This window comes from Sphingopyxis sp. PAMC25046, assembly GCF_004795895.1.
In the GTDB taxonomy this organism is placed as follows: Bacteria; Pseudomonadota; Alphaproteobacteria; order Sphingomonadales; family Sphingomonadaceae; genus Sphingopyxis.
Genome location: NZ_CP039250.1, coordinates 3,614,959 through 3,638,072 on the forward strand (window position 1 = coordinate 3,614,959; position 23,114 = coordinate 3,638,072).

Annotated in this window: 21 protein-coding genes; 5 read left to right on the plus strand and 16 right to left on the minus strand. The window is 64.8% G+C overall.

Going from position 1 to position 23,114, the window contains the following annotated elements; genetic code table 11:
• Positions 1 to 56 precede the first annotated feature (56 nt).
• Entirely contained in the window at positions 57 to 1,181 is a 1,125-nt protein-coding gene (locus E5675_RS16980; RefSeq protein WP_136175529.1) for a fatty acid desaturase, read from the minus strand.
• Between the two features lie 117 nt (positions 1,182 to 1,298).
• Between E5675_RS16980 and E5675_RS16985 the strand changes: the two genes are divergently transcribed.
• The 3 genes from E5675_RS16985 (at position 1,299) to E5675_RS16995 (ending at position 5,085) form a co-directional block, all read left to right on the plus strand.
• Complete coding sequence (locus tag E5675_RS16985) at positions 1,299 to 2,465, plus strand: N-acetyltransferase (RefSeq protein WP_136175530.1); 1,167 nt, start codon at positions 1,299 to 1,301, stop codon at positions 2,463 to 2,465.
• Between the two features lie 64 nt (positions 2,466 to 2,529).
• Positions 2,530 to 3,960 (plus strand): DUF1800 domain-containing protein, encoded by a 1,431-nt coding sequence (locus E5675_RS16990; protein WP_136175531.1) that lies wholly within the window; start codon positions 2,530 to 2,532, stop codon positions 3,958 to 3,960.
• 3 nt (positions 3,961 to 3,963) lie between these two features.
• Complete coding sequence (locus E5675_RS16995) at positions 3,964 to 5,085, plus strand: DUF1501 domain-containing protein (RefSeq protein WP_136175532.1); 1,122 nt, start codon at positions 3,964 to 3,966, stop codon at positions 5,083 to 5,085.
• Between the two features lie 40 nt (positions 5,086 to 5,125).
• Here E5675_RS16995 and xth read toward each other — a convergent pair whose 3' ends face one another.
• The 7 genes from xth to E5675_RS17030 form a co-directional block, all read right to left on the minus strand.
• Positions 5,126 to 5,896, minus strand: a complete 771-nt coding sequence (gene xth, locus E5675_RS17000; RefSeq protein ID WP_136175533.1) for an exodeoxyribonuclease III — start codon at positions 5,894 to 5,896, stop codon at positions 5,126 to 5,128.
• A gap of 40 nt (positions 5,897 to 5,936) precedes the next feature.
• Complete coding sequence (gene erpA, locus E5675_RS17005) at positions 5,937 to 6,278, minus strand: iron-sulfur cluster insertion protein ErpA (RefSeq protein WP_136175534.1); 342 nt, start codon at positions 6,276 to 6,278, stop codon at positions 5,937 to 5,939.
• A gap of 91 nt (positions 6,279 to 6,369) precedes the next feature.
• Positions 6,370 to 7,044, minus strand: a complete 675-nt coding sequence (locus E5675_RS17010; protein WP_247594664.1) for a M23 family metallopeptidase — start codon at positions 7,042 to 7,044, stop codon at positions 6,370 to 6,372.
• Between the two features lie 142 nt (positions 7,045 to 7,186).
• Entirely contained in the window at positions 7,187 to 7,978 is a 792-nt protein-coding gene (locus tag E5675_RS17015) for a ferritin-like domain-containing protein (protein ID WP_136175536.1), read from the minus strand.
• Positions 7,978 to 8,445: a peroxiredoxin gene (locus E5675_RS17020; RefSeq protein ID WP_136175537.1), complete on the minus strand. Its 468-nt coding sequence runs from the start codon at positions 8,443 to 8,445 to the stop codon at positions 7,978 to 7,980. The genes E5675_RS17015 and E5675_RS17020 overlap by 1 nt, the downstream gene beginning before the upstream one ends.
• Complete coding sequence (locus E5675_RS17025; RefSeq protein ID WP_136175538.1) at positions 8,442 to 11,159, minus strand: bifunctional [glutamine synthetase] adenylyltransferase/[glutamine synthetase]-adenylyl-L-tyrosine phosphorylase; 2,718 nt, start codon at positions 11,157 to 11,159, stop codon at positions 8,442 to 8,444. Before E5675_RS17025 ends, E5675_RS17020 begins: the two co-directional genes overlap by 4 nt.
• Before the next feature lie 52 nt (positions 11,160 to 11,211).
• Positions 11,212 to 12,006 (minus strand): response regulator, encoded by a 795-nt coding sequence (locus E5675_RS17030; protein WP_136175539.1) that lies wholly within the window; start codon positions 12,004 to 12,006, stop codon positions 11,212 to 11,214.
• Positions 12,007 to 12,214: 208 nt separating this feature from the next.
• On the opposite strand from E5675_RS17030, the gene E5675_RS21570 reads away from it, so the two are divergent.
• Positions 12,215 to 12,385, plus strand: coding sequence for a NepR family anti-sigma factor (locus tag E5675_RS21570; RefSeq protein ID WP_168707915.1), 171 nt, complete (start codon positions 12,215 to 12,217; stop codon positions 12,383 to 12,385).
• A gap of 3 nt (positions 12,386 to 12,388) precedes the next feature.
• Here the strand turns inward: E5675_RS21570 and tgt are convergent, their stop codons facing one another.
• From tgt to E5675_RS17045, 3 genes are read right to left on the minus strand one after another with little or no spacing between them, the layout of a single operon-like run.
• A complete protein-coding gene (tgt, locus tag E5675_RS17035) occupies positions 12,389 to 13,513 on the minus strand; it encodes a tRNA guanosine(34) transglycosylase Tgt (protein ID WP_136175540.1) in 1,125 nt (374 codons plus the stop codon).
• A 46-nt stretch (positions 13,514 to 13,559) separates the two neighbouring features.
• Positions 13,560 to 14,048 (minus strand): hemerythrin domain-containing protein, encoded by a 489-nt coding sequence (locus E5675_RS17040; RefSeq protein ID WP_136175541.1) that lies wholly within the window; start codon positions 14,046 to 14,048, stop codon positions 13,560 to 13,562.
• A gap of 60 nt (positions 14,049 to 14,108) precedes the next feature.
• Positions 14,109 to 16,298 (minus strand): EAL domain-containing protein, encoded by a 2,190-nt coding sequence (locus E5675_RS17045; protein ID WP_136175542.1) that lies wholly within the window; start codon positions 16,296 to 16,298, stop codon positions 14,109 to 14,111.
• A 217-nt stretch (positions 16,299 to 16,515) separates the two neighbouring features.
• Here E5675_RS17045 and E5675_RS17050 point away from each other — a divergent pair, with 217 nt between their 5' ends.
• Positions 16,516 to 17,184, plus strand: a complete 669-nt coding sequence (locus E5675_RS17050) for a helix-turn-helix domain-containing protein (RefSeq protein WP_136175543.1) — start codon at positions 16,516 to 16,518, stop codon at positions 17,182 to 17,184.
• Between the two features lie 57 nt (positions 17,185 to 17,241).
• Here the strand turns inward: E5675_RS17050 and E5675_RS17055 are convergent, their stop codons facing one another.
• The 5 genes from E5675_RS17055 to E5675_RS17075 form a co-directional block, all read right to left on the minus strand.
• Positions 17,242 to 17,655, minus strand: a complete 414-nt coding sequence (locus tag E5675_RS17055) for a hypothetical protein (protein ID WP_136175544.1) — start codon at positions 17,653 to 17,655, stop codon at positions 17,242 to 17,244.
• A 117-nt stretch (positions 17,656 to 17,772) separates the two neighbouring features.
• Positions 17,773 to 18,690 (minus strand): hypothetical protein, encoded by a 918-nt coding sequence (locus E5675_RS21820; protein ID WP_247594665.1) that lies wholly within the window; start codon positions 18,688 to 18,690, stop codon positions 17,773 to 17,775.
• 8 nt (positions 18,691 to 18,698) lie between these two features.
• Positions 18,699 to 21,137, minus strand: a complete 2,439-nt coding sequence (locus E5675_RS17065; protein WP_247594666.1) for a hypothetical protein — start codon at positions 21,135 to 21,137, stop codon at positions 18,699 to 18,701.
• Between the two features lie 185 nt (positions 21,138 to 21,322).
• Positions 21,323 to 22,126, minus strand: a complete 804-nt coding sequence (locus tag E5675_RS17070) for a fimbria/pilus periplasmic chaperone (protein ID WP_136175545.1) — start codon at positions 22,124 to 22,126, stop codon at positions 21,323 to 21,325.
• 94 nt (positions 22,127 to 22,220) lie between these two features.
• The gene (locus E5675_RS17075; RefSeq protein WP_136175546.1) at positions 22,221 to 23,027 is read right to left on the minus strand and encodes a hypothetical protein; all 807 of its coding nucleotides are present in this window, start codon (positions 23,025 to 23,027) and stop codon (positions 22,221 to 22,223) included.
• Positions 23,028 to 23,114: the final 87 nt, after the last annotated feature.

Consider the following 23,114-nt stretch of genomic DNA (forward strand, 5'->3'; position numbering starts at 1 on the left):
AATATTGCGAAGCGTCCGTTGTCCCCTGAGCCGACACGCCGCCCGCAAGCCAAATATCAGGCGGCCGAGCCCCGCGCCGACCCCGCAACCAGATTTATCACCAGCTTCGGCAAGCTGTCGTAATTCGCGCCATGATATTGCGAGTCCGACGGCAACGCGTCCTTCAGGCGGCGGTGCGCCTCGGCGAGCGAATGATAGGGAACGCCCGGCAACAGGTGGTGCAGCGCGTGGTAGCGCAGTCCGACCGGCGCCCACAATTCGGGGAGCAGACCCGGCGGCGGCACGTTGACGCTGTCGAGGAACTGGCCGGTCACCGTCAGCACTTCGCCGTCATTTTCCCAGAGATGCGCGACGAGCGTGCGGATCTGGTTGAGCACGAGCGTCGCCGACGCGATGGCGCCGAAGATGACCAGTGCGCGCAAGGGCACCCAGCCGAAAACGCCCGCAGCGATCAGCAGGCTCGCCCACGCCCAGGCGCCGCCTTCCTGCCACGCCCACTGGCGGCGGAATTCGCCCTCGGGCGGCTTGCGGCGGAACAGCGGGTTGATGATCATCCCCGAATAGCGTTCGACGACCACGCGGCGCAGCGGCGGGATCAGAACCGAGAGCGGGGTGAGCACGCCATAGCGGAAGACGAGCGCGAGCGGCGCGAAGGCCGCGGCGACGACAAACAGCGGCACCGTCCAAGGCTTCATCAGCGCGAGCGGCAGATATTCGGGATCCTCGACCGTGCCATATTTGGTGCGGTTGTGGTGCAGGCTGTGTATCCCCTCATACATGAAGGAGGGGATGAGCAGCGGCACGCCGACGAGGATATTCCACGCGAGGCGGAAACCCGGCAGCGCATTCTTGCGGATATGCGTCAGCTCGTGAATGAAGCTCCCCGCGCGATAGAGCGCGACGACCGCGATCACCGCCGCGACGAGCGTCCACACGATCGAAGGTGCAAGGATCGCCGCCGCGATGCCCGCATAACCGATGAAGGTCGAAGCGAGAAAATCGGTCCAATAGATGCGCGGCGAAGGCTGCACGAGATCGCGCGTCAGCTCCGACGCAGCGCGGATCATCGCCATGTCATCCGCGATCGCGGACTTCGGCATCTTGCCGGCATCCGCCGACGGGGGGACCGGTGCCGCCGCGGGCGCCGACAGCCGGTCGACAAGGGTGTTCATCGCTAACATAGGCGGCTCTTCATCATATTTTCATGGCAGCAAAATGGCCGAAAGCGGGTCGCCAGCGCCCCATCTATGCCCTAATGCCTCGCGACAAATATAGGACGCCCCTTTCAGGAAACCAGCATGAGCGCCCATAATCACGGCCCGATCACGATCCACCCGGTCAAGGACAAGAATGATTTGCGCGAGTTCGTCGAGCTCGCCTTTCGACTCAACCGCGGCGATCCGGCGTGGGTGCCGCCGCTGAAGGGCGAGGTTTACGGCCTGCTCACCCCGGGCAAGAATCCGTGGTTCGAACATGGCAAGGCGCAATTTTTCCTCGCGCGGCAGGACGGCCGCACGATCGGGCGCATATCGGCGCATATCGACGAACTCGCGCTCGCCCAGCCCGCCGAACAGGGCATGGGGCCGGGCACCGGCAACTGGGGATTGCTCGAAGCCGAGGATGAGGAAAGTGCCCATGCGCTGATCGCCGCGGCCGAGGATTGGCTGCGCGGGCAAGGCATGACGCGCGCGCTTGGCCCGCTATCGATTTCGATCTGGGACGAGCCCGGGCTGCTGATCGAGGGGTTCGAGACGCCGCCGACGATCATGCTCGGGCACAACAGCCCGCTTTATCGCGGCTGGATCGAGAATGCGGGTTATGCGCCCGTCAAGCAGCTCCTCAACTATTCGGTCGCCATCGCGGACGGTTTCCCGCCGCTGGTCAACCGCATCGTCGCGGCGGGCGAGAAAAATGCGCGGATCCGTATTCGCAAGGTCGACAAGCGGCGATTCGATGCCGAGGCAAAGCTGATCATGGGCCTGCTCAACGACGCCTGGTCGGACAATTGGGGGTTCGTGCCGCTGACCGACAGCGAGATCGCCTATGTCGGCAAGAAGCTGAAGGATATCGTGTTCGAGGATCTGATCCGCGTCGCCGAAGTCGACGGCGAACCGGTCGCTTTCATGATCGTGCTGCCGAACATCAACCAGCTCTTGATCGACATGGACGGATCGCTGCTGCCCTTCAACTGGGCACGGCTGCTCTGGTGGCTGCGCAAGCCCAAGAGCCGCATCTTGCGTGTTCCGTTGATGGGCGTCGCGAAAAAACTCCAGAACAGCCGCATGGCGAGCACGCTCGCCTTCATGATGATCGAGTTCATCCGCCGCGACGCGGTACGCGACTATGACGCCAGACAGGGCGACATCGGCTGGGTGCTCGACGACAATCAGGGGATGAATGCGGTCGCCGAGGCGATCGAAGCCAAAGTCAACCGCGTGTATCAAATCTACGACAAGGCCCTTTGATCGCTGGGACAGCTTTGCGACAAATGGCCGTCATCGTGCGTTTGGGGGCACGGAAAGGTTTGTCATGGCAGTCCAGTATCTTGCCGCCAATCGCTTCGGGCTCGGTCGCCGCTTCGACGATCCGGCGGCGGACGATCCGAAAGATTGGCTGATCCGCCAGATCGGCGACTATGATCCCGCCCCTGCGGCGATCGCGGACCTGGCGGGGCGCGAAGCGATCGCGACCGCCTATGCTGAATATCGCGATGAGCGGCAAGCGATGCGCCGTGAAGCGAAGAATGGGGAAATGCGCGACGACGACGGCGATGCGGTCGAGGCGATGCGCCGCATGTCACGTGCGGGATTCCGCCGCCATTATGGCGAAGCCGCGAGCGCGCGCCTCGCCGCCGCGGTCGCGACGCAAACCCCCTTCGCCGAACGCCTCGTCCATTTCTGGTCCAATCATTTTGCGATCTCGGCGGACAAGCAGACCGTCGTCGGCTTCGCCGGCAATTACGAGAATGAAGCAATCCGTCCGCATGTCATGGGCAAATTTGCCGATCTCTTGACCGCCGCGGTCCACCACCCCGCGATGCTGCTCTTCCTCGACCAGGCGCAAAGCTTCGGCCCCGACAGTCCGTTTGCGGCGCGCGTGCGTAATCGCGGCAAACGGCAGGCGCCGGGGCTCAACGAAAATCTGGCACGCGAGATCATGGAGCTGCACACGCTCGGCGTGCGCGCCGGCTATACGCAGGTCGATGTGACGAATTTCGCCAAGGCGCTCACCGGGCTGACCGTCGCCGGGCTCGGCCGCGGCGCGGGACAGCGACTGATGCCCGCCGGCGCGCGGCCGGGCGCGACGGTCTTTGTCGACCGGCTCCATCAGCCGGGGGCGCTCACGATCCTCGGCAAACGCTATGACCAGCCCGGCGCAAAACAGGCCGAAGCGGTACTGCGCGACCTCGCCGTTCATCCCGCGACCGCGCGCCATGTCTCGATCAAGCTCGCGCGGCACTTCACCGGTGACGAACCGCCCGCGACGCTCGTCGACCGTCTGGCAAAGGATTTCGAACAAACTGGCGGCGACCTGTCTTCGCTCTATCGCACGCTGATCGCCTCGCCCGAGCCATGGAACGCCGCACCGACGATGTTCAAATCGCCGTGGGACTGGACGGTGTCGATGCTGCGCGCATTGAAGGTCCCGGGGCTCGGTCAACGCCAGAATATCGTGGCAATGTTCACTCAGCTCGGCCAGCCGGTCTGGCGTCCCGGTTCGCCCAAGGGCTATGACGATACGGTCGCCACCTGGGCTGGATCGGCGGCGCTGATGCAGCGCGTCGAACTCGCGAGCCGGATTGCGGGACGAATTGGCGACCGGGCAGACGCGCGCCAACTCGCCCCGCTCGTCCTCGCCGACGCCCTCGCCCCGGACACTGCTCAAGCCATCGCCCGCGCCGACAGCCCCGGACAAGGTCTCGCGATGCTGTTCGCCAGCCCGGCCTTTTTGCGGAGATAGTCGATGATCCTTTCACGCCGCTCGATCCTCCTGTCGGGAATCACCGTCGCCGCTGCGGGCGCTCTGCCCGGCTTCGCCTATGCCGCCGCGGGCACGCCGAAGCGGCTCGTTTTCATCATCCAGCGCGGCGCCGCCGACGGGCTCGCAACCGTTGCGCCGACGGGCGATTCTGCCTTCGCTGCCGCGCGCCGCGCAATCGCCGACGAGACGGCGGGCGGCGCAAAGCTCGATGGCATGTTCACGCTGCATCCGTCGCTTGCGCAGACCGCAAGCCTTTACACCGGCAAGCAGGCGCATTTCGCGCACGCCGTCGCGACGGCCTATCGCGACCGGTCGCATTTCGACGGGCAGAATATGCTCGAGGGCGGCGGGTCGCGCCCCTATGGCCGGGACGACGGTTGGGTGGGGCGACTGCTCACGCTGCTCCCTGCAGCCGAGCGTGACGCGATTGCGATCGCACCCGCGGTTCCGCTCGCGCTGCGCGGGACGGTGCAGGTTGGCACCTATGCGCCGAGCCGCCTGCCGCAGGCCGACGCCGACCTGATCGCACGGCTGACCGCGATGTACGCCGACGACCCTCTACTCCACCCGCTGTGGGACAGCGCGGTGAAGACGCAGGAACTCGCGAGCGACATCGGCGGCAACAACGGCCGCAACGGCGCCGAACTCGGCACGCTTGCGGCGTCGCTGATGCTCCCCGCCGACGGTGCGCGCGTGATGATGGTCGAAACCGGCGGCTGGGACACGCACAGCGGCCAGCGAAATCGTCTCGCGGCGCAATTGCGCGGGCTCGACCAGCTGATCGGCGCGCTGCAAACGGGACTCGGCCCGGCGTGGAGCGACACACTTGTCATCGTCGCAACCGAATTCGGCCGCACGGTCGAGGTCAACGGCACCGGCGGCACCGACCATGGCACCGCATCGACCGCGATGCTGCTCGGCGGCGGACTCGAAGCGGGCGGCAAGGTGTCGGCCGACTGGCCGGGGCTCGCTGCCGCTGCGCGCTATGAGGGCCGCGACCTCAAGCCGACGCGAAGCCTAGAAAGCGTGATCGCGAGCGCGGTCGCGCATCATTATGCACTCGATCCCAAGCGGGTGATGAAGACGCTGTATCCCGACGCGTAATGGTCGCTTCGGTGCCGCCTTTCCACGTCAGTGGAAAAATCTACGACAAAACTGCCCAGGTCGGCGCATGGTCGCTCGCCTTCTCGCGCCCGCGATGATCCTTGTCGACGCCCGCATCGACCAGCCGGTCGGCGAGCGCGGGGCTCAGCAGCAGGTGATCGATGCGGAAACCATGGTCGCGCTGCCAGCCGCCCGCCTGATAATCCCAGAAGGTCCACACCCCGCCCGCCGGATGGCGGCTGCGGATCGCGTCGGTCCAGCCGTCGCCGAGCAGGCGGAACCAGGCATCGCGCGAATCGGGCTGCATCAGCGCGTCTGTCGCCATCGCGCGCGGGTCCCACACATCGTCGTCGTGCGGGATGACGTTGTAATCGCCGGTCAGGATCGTCGGGATTTCGGACGCGAGCAGGAACTTCGCGCGTTCACGCAGCCGCGCCATCCAGCGCAACTTGTAATCGAACTTCGGTCCCGGCTGCGGATTGCCGTTGGGCAGATAGATGCACCCGACGCGCAGGCCATGGACGTCGGCCTCGAGATAACGCGACTGCTCATCCTCGTCCTCGCCCGCCAGCCCACGCTGCACCTCGACCGGCTGCATGCCTTTGGCGAGGATCGCGACACCGTTGAAGCCCTTTTGCCCGTGATAGAGGAAGCCGTAGCCCGCCGCCTCGATCTCCTTCGTCGGCATCGTCTCGTCGCTCGATTTCAGTTCCTGCAGGCAGGCGACATCGGGCTGTGTCTCTTCGAGCCATTCAACGAGGCGCGGCAAACGGGCCTTGATCCCGTTGATGTTAAAGGTCGCAATTTTCATGGCCGCAGCTATGCCAGCAAGCAGCCGGCGGGGAAAGGCGTCAGATCGAGAAGCTGGACCCGCAGCCGCAACCCGAGGCGGCATTGGGATTTTCGACCTTAAACGAGGATCCGCCGAGCGAATCGACAAAATCGACGATGCAACCGCGTACGAGGTCGATACTCACGGGATCGACGACCAGCTTCACCCCGTCGGTTTCGGCGACGATGTCATCGGCGTCGATGCTTTCGGCAAGGCCGAAGCGATAGGTGAAGCCCGAGCAGCCCCCGCCGTCGACCGCGAGGCGCAGCGCCGCGTCGGCCTCCCCCTTGCGGTCGGCAATCCAGCGGACGCGCGCCGCGGCGGCGGGCGAAAGGGTGATATCGGAAAGCTGCGTGGCCATGAGGACTAGATAGTATCCTCCGGTTCAAATAAAAAGGGCGCCTCGACGGTATCCCGCCTGGCGCCCCTTCCTCTCCGACCCAGGAAAGCTGTTATTCGGGACCGCCCATCGCGACATTCTTGCCGGTGATCGCGGCGATCGCCATCTGGTCCGAACGGACGAAGGGCATCGGATTGACCGGTGCGCCTTCGATGCGAACTTCATAATGGAGGTGGTTGCCGGTCGAACGGCCGGTCGAACCGACGTAACCGAGGATATCGCCCTTCTTCACCTGCTGCCCGGAGCGCACGATGTAGGAGGACATATGGCCGTAACGCGTCTGGATCGCGTTGCCATGTTCGACTTCGACATAATTGCCATAGCCGCCGAGGCGCTGGGCGCGGCCGACGATGCCGTCGGCGGTGGCGTAGATCGGGGTGCCGCGCGGCGCCGGAATGTCGATGCCATTGTGGCGCGCGACCTTGCCGGTGACGGGGTGGACGCGCATGCCGTAGGAGGACGAGAGCGACATCTGGTCGATCGGACGGCGCGACGGAACGGCAACGCCGATCGAGGCGGTCAGGCCGGTGTCGAGGCGCTTCCACGCCTGAAAGATCGCGCGGGCTTCGCTGTCTTCGCTCGCCGAGGGAACGCCAGCGTCGAAGCTGTCGTCATCGGGTTCGTCAGGAGCGACAATGCCAGCATCGGCGCTGGTGTCCGCAGCGTGGACGGCCGGTGCGGCCAGTCCGAAACATGCTGCCGCGCAAATTATTGCGACTTGGTGCAACTTTTGCGCCAGAAGAGTGTTAGTCAAAACAACGACCCCGCGTTTGCCATGTCGCCAAAGCCCGGAAATAGGCTTTGGCGCCGGTTTTCTTGGTTTGGATGATTGCTCATCCCCCGCGGAAGCCTGTGTGCTGTTCCAATCCTTACGAAGCAATAACAGCGTAGAATTCTTGCGTTAAACCGGCACGCCCGCGCGCCGAGTCGTTGAACGGCGGCTTCAAACTGCCGCGAAAGCGCGATTTTACTAGGCTGTGCCACGTTTCGACGGCGTTGAATCCCATTTCATCGCACTTTTGCCGGAACCAGACTGTGCCGGCGCTCACATGCCGGATTTCGTCGTTGTAAATACGCGATAAAATCTTCGCAGAAGCTTCGTCGCCGGCACCCCGGAAGCGCTCGACGGTCATCGGCGTCACGTCGAGGCCGCGCGCTTCGAGCACCATCGGGACGATCGCAAGGCGCGCGAGCGCGTCGTCGGCGGTGAGCTGAGCCGCTTCCCACAATCCCGCATGCGCGGGCAGATCGCCATAGAAGCTGCCGAGCTGGCGCAGCCGCCGGTCGAGTAGCGCGAAATGCATCGCCTCGTCGGCCGCGACGCCGATCCAGTCGTCGACGAAGCCGCGCGGAAATTCGCCGCCGAACCGGCCGACCAGATCGACCGCGAGGTCGATCGCGACGAACTCGATATGCGCGAGCGCATGGAGCAGCGCGATGCGGCCGCGCTCCGACCCGCCCTTGCGGCGCTTGGGCATCTGGTTGGGCGCAAGCAGCACCGGCTCGGCGGGCCATGCCGGACGGTCGGGCATCGCCGTATCGCAGCGATGTTCGATCTCGCCGCGCCGCCAAGCGCGCGCTAGGCTCCGCGCCGCGCGGCGTTTGTCGTGCGGGTCCGCCGTCAGCAGGACCCCGCGCGCGGCTTCGGCCAGCGTCGGCATCAGAGCGCCTTGGCGGCCTCCAGCACAGCGTCGGCATGGCCTTTCACGCGCACCTTGCGCCACTCTTTCGCCAGCTTGCCGTCGCGGCCGAAGAGGAAAGTAGACCGTTCGATGCCCATATAGGTGCGGCCGTAATTCTGCTTTTCGACCCACGTCCCGAATGCCTCGCACACCGCGCCATCCTCGTCCGACGCGAGGCGGACGGTGAGCCCGTATTTGTCGCGGAACTTGCAGAGCTTCGCCGGCGCATCGCGCGATACCGCCAGCACCTGCGCGTCGAGATGTGCAAATTCGGGCGCTAGGCGGGTGAAGTCCTGTGCCTCGGTCGTGCAGCCGGGAGTGTCGGCCTTGGGATAGAAATAGACGATAAGCGGCGCGCCCTTCATCGCGGCAAGGTCGATCGCCGCGCCGTCGGCGTCGAGAAGCTTCACATTGGGAATCGGATCGCCGATCGCGGGTGCGCTCATGTCTTTATCTCCTGCTGCGCCGGGGCGGCGGGCCGAATCGATGCCCACCAGTTCGCGATCTCCTGCCGCGCCATATCGTGCGCGGCAAGCAGCTGCGGCCAGCCGGGCTCGCCGCACTGGCTTGCCACCAACTGCCGCGCCGCCGCCGTCGGCGGCTCGCCTTCGGGCGCCGTGAGGCGCAACATGACGAGCATGCGCGCAAGCAGTCCGTGCGCGTCGATTACTTCGGGCGGCACAAGCCCCGCAGCCTTCATGCACGCGAGCGCCGCCGCGATACTCGGGTCGTGGCACCGACCGCTCGCAAGCTGCGACACCTGCATCGCGAATTCGAGGTCGACGAGACCGCCCGGCCCGCCCTTGACGTCGAGCGCCCCTCTAGGCGGTTTGTGCGCGGCGATCTTGTCGCGCATTTCGGCGGCGTCGGCAGCCAGTTTTGCGAGGTTGCGCGGAGCTGCGAGCAGGTCGGCGATGATGCGCTCGACCTCGCGCTTCGTGGCGTCCGAACCATAGACCGGCCGCGCACGGAGCAGCGCCATATGCTCCCACGTCCACGCCTCCTCGCGCTGATAGCGCTCGAAGCTGTCGAGTGTCACGACGAGCGGCCCCTGCGCGCCCTGCGGCCGGAGGCGCGTGTCGACGTCGTAGAGCTTTCCGGCGGCGGTCGGCACCGACATCGCCGCGGTCAGACGCTGCGCGAGGCGATTGTAATAGGTGGTCGCGCCGAGCGAACGCGGCCCGTCCGATTCGGCGAGATGATCGCCGGTGAAGAGATAGATGAGGTCGAGGTCCGACGCGTGCGTCAGCGCCCTGCCCCCGAGGCGCCCGAGCGCCAGGACGACAAGCTCGCTGTCCGCGATGCGGCCATGCGCCGCGACGAATTCGGCGACCGTCGCATCGGCGAGCACCTGCAACGCCGCCTCGGCGAGTTCGGAATAGCCGCACGCGATGGCGAGCGGGTCATTCGCGCCGGCGATCAGCTGCACGCCATAGGCAAAGCGCCGCTCGCCGACGCGGTCGCGCACGCGGTCGAGCAGCCGCTCATAGTCGAGCCCGGCCAACCCCGGCGCCCATTCGGCGAGCAGGCCGGCCTTCGTCGCCGGCGCCTCGAACGCGCGCTTGTCGATCAACCCCTCGATCAACTCGACCCGCGCGCCAAGCGCGTCGGCCAGCGTCGGGGCGAGCGACAGGGTGCGCGTTGCGATCCGGGCGAGTTCGGGCTGCGCCGCGAGGAGGTGAAAGAAGCCCACCGCGCTCGGCAGCCCGCCAACAAGTTTGTCGAAACGGAGCAATGTCGCTTGCGGATCGGGGGCAGCGCCCAAAGCCTTGACCAGTTCGGGCAGCACCGTCTCGAGCGCGCCCTGCGCTGCGGGGCTGCGCAGCGCGCGCAGCTTGCCGCCGCGCCATTCGGCGATCGTGCGCAGCGCGGCGTCGGGCGGATCGAAGCCTGCGGCCATCAATTCGGACGCTAGCCCACCCTCGTCGCGGGGGAGGCCCGTCGTCGCGGCACGCTCGGCGACGAGCCGGTCGTAACAGCTGCCGACGTCGGCGACGACGGGCTCGAGCGCCGCGAGCAGCGCCGCGCCGTCCGCCTCGCCATCGAGCCGCGCGACACAATCGAGCGCCGCCGCTTGCGTCGGCAGGCTGTGCGTCTGCTGGTCCTCGACCATCTGCAGCCGATGCTCAATACGGCGAAGCGTCGCGTAATGGCCCGACAGCCGTGCCGCGACCTCGGGCTCGATCCGCCCCGCCGCCGCGAGCGCGGCGAGCGCGTCGACCGTCGCCGGCGCGCGCAGCGACGGGTCGCGCCCGCCGTAGATGAGCTGGTGGACCTGCGCGAAAAACTCGATCTCGCGAATCCCGCCGCGACCGCGCTTCAAATCGAAGCCCGGGCCGAACGCCTGCCCCTGCGCGAAATGGTCGCGGATGCGGTCGCTCATCGCGCCGATTTCCTTGAGTTGCCGGAAATCGAGGCTGCGGCGCCAGATGAAGGGCTGGATTGCGGCGAGGAAATCCTCACCGAGCGCGCGATCGCCCGCCGAGGCGCGCGAACGGATAAACGCCGCCTGCTCCCACGCCAGCGCCTCGGATTCATAATAGGAAATCGCCGCGCTTTCGGGGAGCACGATCGGCGTCACCTCGGGATGCGGACGCAGGCGCAGGTCGACGCGCAGCACATGGCCGTCGGCGGTGCGCGCTGACAATATCTCGACCATGCGCCGCGCAATCCGCACCGCGGCCTCGTCGGGGTCGTCGCGCGAACGGCGCGGCAGCGTTTCGGGGTCGAAGATCAGGATCGGATCGATGTCCGACGAATAATTGAGTTCGTGACTGCCGAGCTTGCCCAGCGCGATTACCGCCAGCCCGCGCGGTTCCTCATCGGGCACGCGTTCGGCAAAGGCGGCGGCGAGCGCGGCATCGCATGCCGCATCGGCGAAATCGGACAAGAGCCGCGTCGTCGTCGCGACATCATGCTCGCCCGACAGGTCGCCGAGCGCAAGCAGCAGCGCCATCCGCCCGCGCCATTGCCGCAGCACGCGCATGATGTCCTCGCCCGCCGGCGGCGGCGCGACGTCGGCCAGCGCCGCGTCGGTTCCGTCCGCAAGGAAGCGCGTCACATCATCGGGATTGAGCTCGGCGAGCCGTGCGAGGAAAGGCGCGTTGGCTGTGAGCCGGTCAAGCGCGGACTGGCGCGCGAAAGCGTCTGGTGCGGTCATCAACCGCCGCTATCGCGCGCCGCCTTGGCGGTATCAACCCCTCGCCCGATATTCAGGCCGGGATCGTGCTTTCGTCGAAGAACAATACCTGCGAGATCGCTGCGCGCAGCGTCGCGGGCTGGTACGGTTTGGTGAGCAGGAAGGCGGGTTCGGGCCGGTCGCCGGTGAGCAGCCGTTCGGGAAAGGCGGTAACGAAGATGACCGGCACTTTGAGGTCGGTCAGGATTTCCTGCACCGCCTCGATCCCCGAGCTGTTGTCGGCGAGCTGGATGTCGGCGAGCACGAGGCCCGGCTGGTGTTTCTGCGCCTCGTCGACCGCCTCGCGGTGCGTCGTCGCGACGGCGACGACGTCATGGCCCAAGTCGCGGACGATCATTTCGATGTCCATCGCGATGATCGGTTCGTCCTCGATGATCAGGATGCGCGCGCGCGTCTGGCGATCGATCTCGTCGGTCGCGTCGGCGATCAGCGAGCGCACCGCCTCGGCATCGCGGCCGATGATACGCCCGGTGTCCTCGGCGCTGAAGCCCTCGACCGCGGTGAGCAGCAGCGCCTGCCGCGCCAGCGAGGGAATGCGGCGGAGCCGCGCGTCGGCGATCGCGATGTCGGTCAGCGCCCCGGCGTCGTTCGCGGCCGCCTGTTCGGCCATCAATCCGAAATTGTCGTGCACCATCCGGTAAAGCTGGATGCGCAGGTCGGCACCGGTATCGATCGCGCCCGGATCGGCCACCAGCGTTTCGAGCAGCCGGGCGACCAGCGCATCGCCATTCTGCTGGCTTCCGGAAATGGACCGGCCATAACGCCGCAGATAGGGAAGATGCGGCGCAACCGACTGACCCAATGACATATTTTACCTCCTGATAGTCCCAAAATCGGCGGCCGACGCGTCCGGAAAAGGGACAATCCCCATGCCTCCCCGTCACCATCCGATATATTTCAACCTTTGGGAACGATTTACCGCTAAAATAGTTTCATGGCCAAGGAACAAACGCGCCATTGCGCTTTGGTGTATGCGCGGTTAGCAAAAGGCCCCATGTTCAGCGGATGCTTCGATAATGTCGTCTAAAACCGGTTCGCAACGCAGCGAAGCCTCCGGAAAGGACGCGGTCAAAAAACCTTCCGCCAAGGGGCAGGACGTTAATGGCGCCCTGCGCCGCGCCTATGAATCGACCGTCGATGAGTCGATCCCCCAAAACTTGCTGGATTTGCTGAGCAAACTCGATTGATTTTCAGCGCCGGTAGCGCGCGTCGAAGCCCTGCTGGAACGCCGCGAAAGTCCCCGCAGCGATCGCGTCGCGCATGCCCTGCATCAAATCCTGGTAATAATGCAGATTATGCTGCGTCATCAGCATCGCGCCGAGCATCTCGCCCGAACGGACGAGGTGGTGCAGATAGGCGCGCGACCAGGTCGTGCAGACCGGGCAATGACAATCGGCGTCGAGCGGCGCCTGTTCCTCGGCGAATTTCGCGTTGCGGATGTTGATCGGGCCGTCGCGCGTAAAGGCCTGCCCGTTGCGTCCCGAGCGTGTCGGCAGCACGCAATCGAACATGTCGACCCCGCGCGCGACCGCGCCGACCAGATCGTCGGGCTTGCCGACCCCCATCAGATAGCGCGGCCTGTCGGCGGGAAGCTGGCCCGGCGCATAGTCGAGCACGCCGAACATCGCCTCTTGCCCCTCACCCACCGCCAGCCCGCCGATCGCATAGCCGTCGAAGCCGATGTCGGCGAGCGCCGCGGCCGAGCGCGCGCGGAGCTTTTCGTCGAGCGAGCCCTGCTGGATGCCGAACAGCGCCGACCGGGCCGCATGCTCCTCGCCCGCATCGAACCCGGCCCGGCTGCGCGCGGCCCAGCGCATCGAGCGTTCCATGCTCGCCTCGGCGCGCTTCGCGTCGACGCCGCTGGGCGGGCATTCGTCGAATGCCATCACGATGTCGCTGCCAAGCAGGCGCTGAATCTCCATCGAGCGTTCAGGTGTGAGCATGTGGCGCGAGCCGTCGAGATGGCTCTTGAACGCGACCCCCTCTTCGCTCTGCTTGGTCAGCGCCGACAGGCTCATCACCTGATAGCCGCCGCTGTCGGTCAGGATCGGCCGGTCCCAACCCATGAAGTTATGGAGGCCGCCCAGCCGCGCCATCCGCTCGGCGGTCGGGCGCAGCATCAAATGATAGGTGTTGCCGAGGATGATGTCGGCGCCGGTGGCACGCACCTCGGCGGGACGCATCGCCTTCACCGTCGCAGCGGTGCCGACGGGCATGAAGGCGGGGGTGCGAATCTCGCCGCGCTGCATGCGGATCACACCGGTGCGAGCGGCGCCGTCGGTCGCGCTGATCTGAAAAGCGAATCTGTCGGCCATGGCGCGCGCCTATGGCGAGCGCCGCGCCAAAAGTCGAGGGCGGCGACTAATCGCGCGCCTCTTCGCTTGAGGGTTCCTCTTCGGCCGCCTTGGCCTTTTCCTTCGGCTTTTCCTTTTCGAAGATCTTGATCAGTTCCTTCTTGCGCGCGTCGGAAAGCTCCTTTTCAGCCGCCGGGAACATTTCCTCCTCTTCCTCGTCGATATGGTGGAGATAGCGGTCCTTCATCGTGCGGAAGCGCGTCAGCCAGCCGCTCGACGAAAAATCCATCTCGTATAATTCGGTGAGGAAATCCTCGATCTCCTTATGTTCGGCGACGCTGTGCTGCGCCTCGTCGCGCAGGTCGGGGTTCGCAAGCATCGTTGCATAGAGCGACATTTCTTCGGACGCCGCATGCGCTGTCACTTCGACGCGAAACGCCTCGAACAGCGCACGGCGCTCGTCGCTGTCACCATGGGTCGCGTCGATCCGGTCGAGCAGTTCGCGATGGCGGTCATGGTCGGCCTTCAGCCGCGCGAAGATCTTGGTCTCGGTCATGTATGTCTCCGTCGATTGGGGTCGAAGACAGAACGGGGCAGGCGGCGACGGGTTCCGGCGTCAGGCCGCTTTCCAATCGCCCGTCGTCGTGAAGGTGGGCAGCGCCAGCCCGCTCGTCTGCTGCGCCGCCGCAGCGATCAGATAGGGCGAGACACGGTGGCGCGTGCACAGCCCGCCATTGCCGTCGCTGACCATTGTCTGTTCGAACTCGATGCCCTGCTGATGCTTTGCCGAGCGGCGGACTGTCGCGGTGACGAGTTGTCCCTCGCCGAAATCGATCACGAAGCGCGTACCGACGGGCACGTCCAATATGCCCTCGATAAAGGCGCCGGTCGTCGACAGGTTGCGGATGACGACGGCATAGCGATGATTGTCGTGGATCGCCCCGACTTTGCGGAACAGCGAGAAGCGGTCGTTGCGCTGGCGCGCGGGGCCCGACGGCTTGATCGTCCACGATCCCACTTCGGCATGCTCCATCAGCTCGGCCTGCGGGACGGGCTTGCTGTAGACATAACCCTGAACGTGGCTGACGTTCAGCTTGCGGATCAGCTCGAGCTGGTCGAGCGATTCGATACCCTCGGCCGTTGTTTCCATCTCGAGCGCCTCGGCCAGCGCGACGATCGCGGCGATGATCGCGCCGTTGCGCGACCCGGGCACGGTGGCGTCGCGAACGAAGCTCTGGTCGATCTTGATCTTGTCGAACGGCGCCGATTGCAGATAGCCGAGCGATGAATAGCCGGTACCGAAATCGTCGAGCGCGAGGCGGACGCCCAGATCCTTCAGCGCCTTGAACATCCGGGTTGTTTCGGCGGTGTCCCCGAGGAACACGCTTTCGGTAATTTCCAGTTCCAGCCGGTCGGGCGCGAGGCCCGACGCCTCGAGCGCGTGCGCGACGACCTTCGGCAAATCGGCGTTCGCGAACTGGATCGGCGAGACGTTGACCGCGACGCGCATGTCCCCCGGCCAGCTCGCCGCATCCTCGCACGCGCGGCGGAGCACCCATTCGCCGAGCTTCCAGATCAGATTGGCTTCCTCGGCGATCGGAATGAACAGCGCCGGCGAGATCACGCCGCGGTCGCGGTGGGTCCAGCGGATCAGCGCCTCCACCCCCGTCACCATGTTCGATTTGGAATTGACGACGGGCTGATAGCAAAGCGCGATTTCGCCGCGGGGCAGCGCGTCGCGCAAATCTTCCTCGAGTATGCGGCGATCCTCGGCCGCCTGATGCAAGTCGCTCGAATAGAAAGCGAAACGGCCGCGCCCGTTGCCCTTGGCCGCATAGAGCGCGAGATCGGCGTTGCGGACGAGGTCGTCGCTGCCCTGCCCGTCGAATGGCGCGATCGCGACGCCGACCGAGGCACCGATGATGCAGCGACTGCCCTCGACCGAATAGGGTTGCGACAGGCTGGCGATGATGTCGGTCGCCAGCTCGCCCAATTTACCGCGATCCTCGACGTCGGGAAGGATGATCTGGAATTCGTCGCCCCCAAGACGACTAACCATTTCGCGGTCGCCGACGATCTTGAGCAGACGCTGCGCGACCTGCTTCAACAGCGCGTCGCCGGCCGGATGACCAAGCGTGTCGTTGACCTGCTTGAACCGATCCAGGTCGAGCAGCATGATTGCGCACGAGCGTTGCTGCTGAGCGAAGGCCGCGAGCGTCGCGTCGAGCTTTTTCGAGATGTTGAAGCGGTTGGCGAGACCGGTCAGCGAGTCATAGAGCGCGAGCCGCGACGCGTCTTCGGCCGAACGGCGCTGTTCGGTGATATCGGTGCCGCTTCCCCGGTAGCCGGTGAACTTGCCCGAACCGTCGAATTGCGGCCGGCCCGAGATAGCCCACCAGCGATCGTCGCCCTCGAACGCGCTGCGCAGCGGCAGTTCGTGGAATTTCGATTGCTTGGTCAGCAGGAAAGGCAAGGTGCGCTGGCGCTCGCCCTGGCTGTCGACGGGCAGGAACAGATCGGTAAAGGCGGTGCCGTGCAGCGCGCCGCCGGTTCGCCCCATCAACCGCGCTACCGAATCGGTGATATAGGTCAGCCGCCCCTTGGCATCGGTCGACCAGAACCAGCCTTGGCCACTTTCTTCATAATTGCGAAGCAGCATGAGCGCGTCGTGCATGTGCAGATTCGCTGCGGCCTCGCCGCGCTGCTTGCCGATACGGGAACCGATCTTACCGAAAAAGCCGCGCTGGCCTTCTTCGGTATCCTCCTGTCCCCGGTAGCCGGAATCGATCCGCGATGGCACATCCATCCAACAAACTCTTTATCTGAACCCCACTGCCCAGCCGCTATGCGCGGCAACAGATTGCGATACAGTAAATATCCAAGGGTCTGCCCCAAAGCGAAACATCAAAGGAATTTGAGGGTGATCGCACCCTCCTCTCGCGCCGCGGTGACTTTCGCGCAATCCGTCCTATTAACCTTCCCGCGAAGCCAAATGTTAATATCGGTCTCGCGATGGATTGCCCATGGCAATGACCGTCTATCTGAACGAAGTTCCGCGATACGCTGGCAAGGGCCGCGCATCGCGCCGGCAACTGCGATTGCCGCTGCACGGGTCGAAGGCGACGGGCGCCGAGATCGAGGCGCTGGTCCATAATATTTCGGCGACTGGGATGCTGGTCGAAAGCGGCGCGCAGCTGGAAATCGGCGAGGTGATCGAGGTCAATTTGCCACACAGCGGGAAGATGGCGACGAAAGTCATCTGGACCAGCGGCCGCCTCGCCGGATGCCAGTTCGAAATGCCGATTTCGCCCGCGACGCTGAGCGCCGCACAGCTCCGCGGCGTTACCGCCGAATCCGAGCCTGATACGGCCGAAAATCGCCCGGCATCGTCCGCCGAGAGTTTTGGAACCCGACTGCTGCGGTTGCGCACCGCAAAGGGTTTGACGCAGGGGCAGCTCGCCGCGCGGCTGGGCGTCAGCGAACCGTCAATCTCGGCGTGGGAACTCGACAAGGCCCGGCCCAAGGCCGGCCGGGTGGAAGTGCTGGCGAATGAGCTCGGCGTCGAGATTCACGAGCTTCTCGGGCTGGAAGAGACCGAAAGCCTGCGCGATCTGGTCGCCCGGGCAAAGGAGCAGATTGCGAAGGCCGCAGGCGTCGCACCTGCCAATATCAAGCTGACTATCGAGATTTAGCCCGCAGCACGGCGACCACGCCCCCGTAATAGCTTCGATAATTCAGGACGCATCGCGTCAGGTCGGAATGATCCGCAATTCGAAGCGATCGGTATCGAAACCCTGTTCGCCCGGGACAGCCGCAATCGGCCGCTCCCTGATCCGCGGTCCCGTCGCGCGGCTGAGCACGGCCTGGCCCGAGCCGTTAAGAATGATCTCGTCGCTCCCCGCGATGATCCGGGTTCCTTCCAGCGAGCCCGGCGCGTAATTGATCACCAGATCATAGCCCGTCGGCGCGTTGCAATATTCGCGGAAGGTTCCGAGCGACACGGCGTTACCGCTGATGACACCGAATCCGGTCGCCTGGTGCTGCACCTTGCACTGCACAGCCACCGTCAGGCGGAGGTTGAAACCGAACGACGCCGCCATGGCAGTCGTCGGCGCCGCAACGAGCACGACACTCGCAAGGCCGAGCGAGAATTTCCTGATCATCCGTAACCTTTCCGCCAGTAGGCCGAAGCTTTGGATGATTATCTAGGCTCGCGAATCTAACATTCAGTTAAGGGGCGTCAGAAAATTGACAATCGAGGCCGGGCGAAGCAGGCCGCGTCAGCGTGCGGTCACCGAGATCGAGACGACGTCGCTATACACCCCGGCGCGCCGATCCGAGGTATCACCGATCAGGAACTGAATCGGCAGTGCTTCGCGGCGCAGCCCGCCATTCGCCTGCCCGGATATCGTGCGCACGCCCGTCAGATTGACCGAGTTGCCGCCGATCGCAAGGCTGTACGGCACATACCAGTCGCTCGAACCGAGCCGCAGACGGCCTGAATTGGCCGAGGTGACATTGAGGTCGTAAGAACCGGTGCTGGCGACACGAAGCTGGAGCGGCACCGGCGCGACGCCGGGACGCAGTTCGCCAAGGTCGACTACCGCATGCCCGTCGCTCATCGTGTAGGCGCCGGCAAGGCCGATCCGCGCCGAGGGCAGGACATTGATGCCGAGGACGAGCTGTGCGCCGCCGAGCGAACGGAAGCTGTCGTCCTGCGCCTCGATCGTCACATCTTGGGTAAAAATACCCGAATCCTTCACATCGTCGGCGTCGGCGACGAGCTTGTACAACAGGGTGCGCGACCCGCCGGCCCCGAGTGTCAGCATTCGTTGCGACGGATTGCGCTGCGTACGCCCCGCGCGCGGCGTCACATCCTGCGTATCGGTCAGGTTGAGCAGCGCGTAGCCGATCCGCTTTCCGCTGCCCTTCGACAGGCCGAACGGCGGCTGGACGAGTTCAAACACCGGCGAGAAGCGGCATTCGCCGGTGCCCTCGTTCACGAAAGTGATCCCGAACGTTCCCTCGGGAATGGCTCCGTCAAACGGGTCATATCCCTGGATCAACCAGCTTTGCGGTGTCGCGTTGATCCGAACAAGACATTCCGCACCGGGAACAGCGGCGCCCGGCGTCGGCGCCTGCGCATAAAGCGGCATCGTCAGTGCTGTCGCAGCGAGGAACAGGATTGGGCGCAGCATAATGCCTCCTAATTTTTCGAACCGGGGCGAACCGTACCAAGGTTCAACAGGCCGTCGGTGTCCGCCGGAACCGTGAATTCGAAGCTCCGGTCGATTGTACCATTGGGGCCATAGGTTTCGACAAGATAACGGCGTCCGGGCAACAGGTTGGTAATCGCGAAGCGTCCGATCGAATTGGTGAAGAAGGGGATTGGCTTGGGGCTTTCGCCGTCCTTGACATCGAGCATCGTCACACGCCCGCCGATCAGCGACACCGGCTTGTCGGGGGCAAGGATCAACGTTCCCATCGCGCTCGCGAACGCGTCGGTGCCGATACGCGCCGCATAGCCGCTCTTGTACGGCGGATGGACGCGGAACACGCCCGGACCGGTGTCGTAGCCCGTCGGCGGATCCTCGACGTCATATTGTACCGACTGGGTGGCGTAGGAGCCAAGGAAGTTGTTGACCGCGGCCCCCAACGGGCCGCTCTTGCTGATATAATTATTCTCGGCCAGCGACTGTCCGGCGACCACGCTGCGCTTGCCAAGGTTCTTGTGCGGCGACAGCAGCATGAAACTGTCGTTGATCCGCCGCCCGATGCCGAAGCTGCCGTCGGCAAAGGCCAACGAGGTGCCGACCCGGACCGTCGTGACGTTGAGGTCGGCCACGTCCGACAGATTGGGCCCGAACGTCGCGTGGCTGATCGACGCATCGAAACGATTGGCGGAGTAGGTCGCATAGCCGAGCGCACGTGCGCTGTTGTCGTCGCGCGTGACGACTCCGCCAAAGCCGACGCTGTTGAGTTGGTTCAGACCGCTCTGGTTGTAGGAAAGCTCGCCGAGATTGTCGCGGCTCTCGTACCGCGCCTCGGCCCGGCGGCGATAGTCGGGCTGGAAGACGACACCGACGTTGAAACTGACCCCGTTCCCGCGCGAGAAGGCCGACGGGAATTTGGCGTAATCGACGCCCGCGCGGATCGTCCAGCGCCGGTCGATCCGATAAAAGCCCGTCGCCGCGACGCGATAGCTGTCGCCGACGTCGCCGCGACCCTTGAGATAAGAGGCCGATGCCGTCGCGGTCAGGCGCATCGAAAGCTGCCGCGAATATTGCCCGCTCACCGTTGCCGAGGTGGTGTTGATCCCGTCGATGTTGCCCAGATTGGCAAAGCGGGGCGACAGATAATCGGCGCGCAGCGTGAAACTGTCGGACAGTCCGTCGCGATCGATGAAATGTTCGTAGCTGACCCCGCCGGCGAAACCCGTTCCGGCCGTTTTCGAATTGCTGCCGCCGGCATCGAGCAGCAGCCGACCGCCGTTGGGAAGGACGAACTGGGTCTGCCCTGTCAGCGTCTGGACATCCTTGCTCGCCTGAAGACCGACGCCGATCGCCGGGCGATTGAAAAAGGCCTTGCGAAAGAATCCGGAGAAAGCGACCGGCCCGCGATAGTCGGGCGCGCCGCCGAAGGTCCGGCTGGTCGGGCCGAAAAAGGCGCCATATTCATAATCGCCGGGATCGAGATCGATCGGGTCGAGATATTGCTGATACGACAGGTTCTGCACCGCGCCGCTGTTGTCGGTGACCTGAATATCGACATCGTTGCTGCCCGCGATCAGCGGCAGCGAGCTGAAATCGTAACGGCCGGGCTGCAGCCGGACCTCGCGATAGAGCGACCCATTGCGCATGAAACGAACGGTCGATTCGCGTTGCAGCACGAGTTGGCGATTGGCCTGCAGGATCGCCGAGCGGAAACTGTTGAAACGGCGGCGCTGGCGCAGCACGCCGATCCCGCCCATTTCGACGAAGGATTGCTGGCCGCGAATTTCGGGATCGAGATCGCCGAGATACCAGCGCCGGAAATCCTCGGGCTCGTCGTAAACCAGGCGCGCATAGTTGCGCGTGAATTTGTAACTGTCCCCGCTCACGCCGAACTGTTGCCCCAGCTGTGCGTCGCCCTCGAAAACGAAGCGGCCGAGCCGCACGGCACCGTCGAAGTTGATCGTCGGTGGATCGGCCTGGTCGCCCTCCCACAAATAGCTCTGGATCGCGCTGAGGTTCAGGAAGGCCGAAAACCCCGCGGGCTGCAACGACACATCGTTCGCGTCTTCGCGCGGCGGCGCGAAAATATCCTTGATCGCGCGCTGTTCGGCCGACACCGCGACCACGACCACCGCCAGCGTGCTGGGGTCGTACGTCAGCTGAACCCCGGTCTTGCCGAGATCGTCGGGGCCGAAATTAGGTAGCGACACGAGGTGCGACGACAGCTCCGCATGCGCCTCTTCGTTCAGCACCGGCTGCATCAAGCGCAGGAAGGTCGCCGATTCGAGCAGAAAGCGGTCGTCCGCGGTGAGCAGCATCGGGATATCGCCCAGACTGCTGCTCTGAAATGTCAGCGGCACCGTCATTTCGATGTCGCGGTCGTAGGGATTGATATCCGGACGACCATGAGCCCCGATCGGAAGCTGAGGCATCACCGGTGTCGGTGTCGGGATCGGGGGGATCGGCGTGCCCGGCAACGGAATAGTCGTGGGCGTGCCCGGGTCTTGCGCCGGCGGCGAAGGCCGCGAGCCCTGCGGCAAGGGGATCGACACCTGCGCAGCGGCCGTGCTTGCGCACAGCGCCGACAGCGCAACCGAGCACAGGGTCAATCGGGCTTTCACTGTTTGAACGAGAGTTTGATCGGGCCGGGGCCGAAACCGGGAACGGGCACGCGGAAGACGCGCTCACCCTGGGCGGGAACATAGCCGGTACCGACCGCCTGATTGAGTTCTTCGGGCGAGATGTCGACGCGCAGCCATTTGCCGTCGGTGCCGGTGCCTTCCAGCTGCCAGCCGAAATTCGACATCATCGCATGGCGGCGGCCGTCGTTGCGCAGGGTGATTTCCACCCCGTCCTGCATCGGCGGCAGTTCTTTCGATCCCGGCGGCGCGGGGGGTTGATACATTACCTGCTTGACCGTGGTCGCCTTCACGTCGGGTTTCGCTCCGGGGGGCGCCACGACGACCAGCGCGCGCATGTTATAGAGCACCTGCACCTGTGCGCCGATCGCATCGGCAGCGCCGGGTTCGAAGGCGACCGGCAATTGCTCGACCGAAACATAATAGGCCTGCGATGCGGCCAATTCGGCGCCGCCCACCCATTGCAGGCGGACGACCTGACGACCGCCAGCGGGCAGCACGCCCTGCGGCGGAAAAACCAGGAAATCCTGGTCAGCGGGGGTTTCGACGATATTCCCGTCCTTGTCGATTTCCATTCGGAAAACGCGCGTCTGGAACGCCAGATTACCGGGGTTGATATTCTGGACCTCGATCCGCGCCACCGCGTTGGTGCCGCGCGATTCCATCTCGACGACCATCGGCGACACGCGCATCGCCAGCGCCGGGGTGACAATCAATGCCAGCGCCGCAAACGCAGCCAACAGCGTGCGTGCATGACGCTTCATCGTCGCCAAAGCGGTCATGATCATCCCCCTGTCCCGATCTGCGGACATAATCGCATCAAACCATAAAGAAAGGGGAAAGATCGCTCTTTCCCCTTTCCCTATTCAGCTACGCTTAGAGAGCGCGAAGCGTCAGCGTGGTCGTGCCGGTGTAATCACCAGCGACCAGGCCCTTGTTCGTCACGGCCGGAGCGACAATGTCGATGTCCATGCGCGAACGCCATGCGCCCTGCTGCTTCTGGCCGGCGTTGCCGGTGGTCGGAACGTTGAGCGACTGCGGCGTACCGGTGGTCTGCGCGTTCAGCGCAACGCCGGTCCACGAAGCGGTCACTTCGTACGGGATGTTCGCCTGGAACTCGTCGGTGTCATAACCGCCCGGGTTCTGGTTCACGAGGCCGCGGATGTCGTTCTTGTTGATTTCGACGACATTGTTGGTGTTGCAGCCGGCGGTCAGCGTGTCGATGTTGGCTTCGGCCGGGCCGACCATTTCGAACGCCGAGTTGACGTTTTCGTTGTCGCCAGTGCGAACGCCGATGACACCGAAGTCGATGTTGCGGGCGTTCGAGTTGTTGCCGGCATAGAACGAGCAGTCGCGGTTGACGGTGCCGCTCAGCGAGAATTCGACGTTGACGGTCGGGGTCGCCGTTTCGCTGTCGCTCGGAGCGTCGGCCTGAGCGCGGTAGCGCGTGCCGACCTGGAGCGCGACGCCAAGGTCGCCAAGAGCTTCACCGACGTTGACCGGGCCGAGGAACGGGATGTTCACCGGCTGCGGGTTCGTGATCTGATAGTTTACGGGAACGCTGCCAAGAAACGGAATGCTGACCGAACCCGTACCAGCATAGTGCTTCTGGTTCGTCTGCGCGACGGCCGGCGTCGCGATAAGCGCGATGGCGGCGACGGTGCCGCTAAGGATCTTCTTCATAATCTTCTTCCCTCTATTATACCGCCCCGGCGCATTTGCCGATCGCGGCCCAATACCTGCACCGGTCTGGTCGGAGACCGGGAGAGC

Coding starts and splice junctions, on each gene's coding strand:
- E5675_RS16980 (WP_136175529.1), bottom strand. CDS start 1,181: ATGTTAGCGATGAACACCCTTGTCGACCGGCTGTCGGCGCCCGCGGCG.
- E5675_RS16985 (WP_136175530.1), top strand. CDS start 1,299: ATGAGCGCCCATAATCACGGCCCGATCACGATCCACCCGGTCAAGGAC.
- E5675_RS16990 (WP_136175531.1), top strand. CDS start 2,530: ATGGCAGTCCAGTATCTTGCCGCCAATCGCTTCGGGCTCGGTCGCCGC.
- E5675_RS16995 (WP_136175532.1), top strand. CDS start 3,964: ATGATCCTTTCACGCCGCTCGATCCTCCTGTCGGGAATCACCGTCGCC.
- xth (WP_136175533.1), bottom strand. CDS start 5,896: ATGAAAATTGCGACCTTTAACATCAACGGGATCAAGGCCCGTTTGCCG.
- erpA (WP_136175534.1), bottom strand. CDS start 6,278: ATGGCCACGCAGCTTTCCGATATCACCCTTTCGCCCGCCGCCGCGGCG.
- E5675_RS17015 (WP_136175536.1), bottom strand. CDS start 7,978: ATGCCGACGCTGGCCGAAGCCGCGCGCGGGGTCCTGCTGACGGCGGAC.
- E5675_RS17020 (WP_136175537.1), bottom strand. CDS start 8,445: ATGAGCGCACCCGCGATCGGCGATCCGATTCCCAATGTGAAGCTTCTC.
- E5675_RS17025 (WP_136175538.1), bottom strand. CDS start 11,159: ATGACCGCACCAGACGCTTTCGCGCGCCAGTCCGCGCTTGACCGGCTC.
- E5675_RS17030 (WP_136175539.1), bottom strand. CDS start 12,006: ATGTCATTGGGTCAGTCGGTTGCGCCGCATCTTCCCTATCTGCGGCGT.
- E5675_RS21570 (WP_168707915.1), top strand. CDS start 12,215: ATGTCGTCTAAAACCGGTTCGCAACGCAGCGAAGCCTCCGGAAAGGAC.
- tgt (WP_136175540.1), bottom strand. CDS start 13,513: ATGGCCGACAGATTCGCTTTTCAGATCAGCGCGACCGACGGCGCCGCT.
- E5675_RS17040 (WP_136175541.1), bottom strand. CDS start 14,048: ATGACCGAGACCAAGATCTTCGCGCGGCTGAAGGCCGACCATGACCGC.
- E5675_RS17045 (WP_136175542.1), bottom strand. CDS start 16,298: ATGGATGTGCCATCGCGGATCGATTCCGGCTACCGGGGACAGGAGGAT.
- E5675_RS17050 (WP_136175543.1), top strand. CDS start 16,516: ATGGCAATGACCGTCTATCTGAACGAAGTTCCGCGATACGCTGGCAAG.
- E5675_RS17055 (WP_136175544.1), bottom strand. CDS start 17,655: ATGATCAGGAAATTCTCGCTCGGCCTTGCGAGTGTCGTGCTCGTTGCG.
- E5675_RS21820 (WP_247594665.1), bottom strand. CDS start 18,690: ATGCTGCGCCCAATCCTGTTCCTCGCTGCGACAGCACTGACGATGCCG.
- E5675_RS17065 (WP_247594666.1), bottom strand. CDS start 21,137: ATGCCTCAGCTTCCGATCGGGGCTCATGGTCGTCCGGATATCAATCCC.
- E5675_RS17070 (WP_136175545.1), bottom strand. CDS start 22,126: ATGACCGCTTTGGCGACGATGAAGCGTCATGCACGCACGCTGTTGGCT.
- E5675_RS17075 (WP_136175546.1), bottom strand. CDS start 23,027: ATGAAGAAGATCCTTAGCGGCACCGTCGCCGCCATCGCGCTTATCGCG.